Genomic DNA, 2251 nt, shown 5'->3' on the forward strand with positions numbered 1-2251 from the left:
CAACAGTAGATATCTGGCTCGTCCCAGTTCATTTTCTAACACTTTCTGGTATAGTTCACTTATCATTTTCGTTATTTAGGTCATATATGGTAAATATGACTTATCTTTTTTTGGAGTCTGTGTCTGTATTTTATGATACATAAGCTTTTCAGCTTGCTTGTCCCCCTGTCAGGTTTTAAATGCCTTACAACCTGTGGGATGGAATTCTCCCCCGTCACCTCCACCAGCACCGGCAGCAGTCAAAAAGCCTGTTTCACCAATACCCCTAATTGCTTCACCTACTCCATTTACCGAAAAACTACCCAATCGAGTCACAATGGAGATGGTGAGCTTACCAGCAGGTAAATTTCTCATGGGTTCTCCTGAAAGTGATCCCGATGCTAAAAGCTATGAAAAGCCTCAACACCCAGTTAAAGTCAACAGTTTTGCGATTGGCAAATATCCAGTGACTCAGGCACAATATCAAGCAGTAATGGGAACAAATCCCTCTTATCTTAAAAACAATCCCCAAAATCCGGTAGAAAGTGTTAGTTGGGAGGACGCTCAAGCCTTTTGTCAGAAATTGAGTCAAATAACTGGCAAAACCTATCGCCTACCGACGGAAGCGGAATGGGAATATGCTTGTCGTGCGGGGACAACCACTCGCTATTATTTCGGTGATGATGCCAATCAGTTAGGAGATTACGCTTGGTATGACGGAAATTCTCAGAAGACAACTCATCCTGTGGGTCAGAAAAGGCCCAATGCTTGGGGACTCTATGACATGATTGGCAATGTTTGGGAGTGGTGCGAGGACAATTGGCATGATAGCTATGAGAATGCACCAAAGGATGGCAGTGCTTGGATAAAAAATGGTAATGATAATCGTTCTCCATTGCGGGGCGGTTCTTGGTTCTTCAATCCTGCTTTCTGCCGTTCCGCTTTCCGCAACAGCTTCTTCCCCAACGGCGACGTCAACTACGGTTTTCGGGTGGTGTGCGGTGCTGGGAGGACTCTGTAACCCTTTTTCCCTTTTTACCCTTTTTCTCTTTTTCCCGCCTAGCGGCGGGTCGATTTTTTTTTTTGAGCCGTAGGTTGGGTTTCGTTCCTCAACCCAACCCAATTATTTAAAAGTGTTGGGTTTCACTATCGTTCAACCCAACCTACGATCTACTGATTATTTATTCCCTTTTTTGCATGAGTGCATGAGTAGAAAACGGGTTTCTCGGAGAAACCGGTTTTCTGTGGGTTACTCAACGGATTTAGGATAATATTGGTGCGTTACGTCGCGTATGTAATTAATGTAAATTAAATAATATTGTTGCGCTCCTAACGCACCCTACCTACTCTACCTACTCATTTCCCTTGTTTCAAGGCTCTGCCTTAAAGCAATATTCAGGTAGAAGCTGGGAACGAGATAATGCTCTCATTGACCAACTCAAACAAGGAGCGATCGCCGATCTCGGAAGGGGCGTTAATGTTATGTAATGCACCTCAACTAACCTATTTTAGCTAATCCTTGTAGTAAAATGAAACAGGACACTCGACTTAACCCTTAACCTTACAAAAGTCATCATGAATATTCAACTAAAACCCAATCAAGAACAATTTATCCAAAAACAGTTAAAAAGTGGCAGATTTAATAATTCAGAACAAGTCATAGATACCCCTTTTTACTTGCTAGAAATCCTCGATCAAGATTACTTACAATGGGTAGAAGAAACTCGTCAAAAAATTGACGTTGCCATAGCCGAATTAGATAATGGAGAGGGATTAGATGGAGAAAAAGTCATAAGTAGTCATGCAAAATAAATTTCCTAGTGAAGACAGGCAAGAGGCAATAGGCAAGAGGCAAAAGCTTTATCGAAATGTGTAGTTAATTTTGCTTAGGTACTTAAATGATATACTCGAAAAATTTAAAAAAGCGCAACAAAAATAATTATCGAAAAGAAGATAAATAATTATGACAGAATATACTATTAGTTCGGGAAACATTTTTGAAGACTTAGGCTTTGCTAATGCAGAAGAAAAACTCGCTAGGTCGATTTTTTTTGAGATTTTCTAGGGTGCGGACTAGGCAGCTTTTGCCTTTTTGGGGAGCAGTTTAAGGAGGTTATAATACTAAATCCAGTTAATGAACTACCCCGCCGCAAGCGGACGGGGTATCAGAATCAAAATAGACTCAATTGTAGATTTTGGTGTAGCTGCAGGTATTCTTTATCTTGTTCTTTTACATATCTCGCTATCATACCTTCATCCCCATGCTTTCCTA

Annotated in this window: 2 protein-coding genes and 2 pseudogenes; 3 read left to right on the forward strand and 1 reads right to left on the reverse strand. The window is 41.0% G+C overall.

The genetic code is table 11. The features are described 5' to 3' along the window. Window positions 1-169: 169 nt before the first annotated feature. The 3 genes and pseudogenes from PX482_RS05915 to PX482_RS05925 form a co-directional block, all read left to right on the forward strand. Window positions 170-1000 (forward strand): annotated as a pseudogene (locus PX482_RS05915) (formylglycine-generating enzyme family protein); the annotation flags it as partial. Window positions 1001-1344: 344 nt separating this feature from the next. Continuing rightward, a complete protein-coding gene (locus PX482_RS05920; RefSeq protein ID WP_002763733.1) occupies window positions 1345-1467 on the forward strand; it encodes a hypothetical protein in 123 nt (40 codons plus the stop codon). 87 nt (window positions 1468-1554) lie between these two features. Next, window positions 1555-1791, forward strand: coding sequence for a ribbon-helix-helix domain-containing protein (locus PX482_RS05925; RefSeq protein ID WP_002763732.1), 237 nt, complete (start codon window positions 1555-1557; stop codon window positions 1789-1791). Window positions 1792-2150: 359 nt separating this feature from the next. On the opposite strand, the pseudogene PX482_RS28045 reads toward PX482_RS05925, so the two are convergent. After that, window positions 2151-2251 (reverse strand): annotated as a pseudogene (locus PX482_RS28045) (IS200/IS605 family transposase); the annotation flags it as partial.

Source organism: Microcystis sp. M53602_WE12, assembly GCF_030065455.1.
Lineage (GTDB): Bacteria > Cyanobacteriota > Cyanobacteriia > Cyanobacteriales > Microcystaceae > Microcystis > Microcystis aeruginosa.

Coding starts and splice junctions, on each gene's coding strand:
- PX482_RS05925 (WP_002763732.1), top strand. CDS start 1,555: ATGAATATTCAACTAAAACCCAATCAAGAACAATTTATCCAAAAACAG.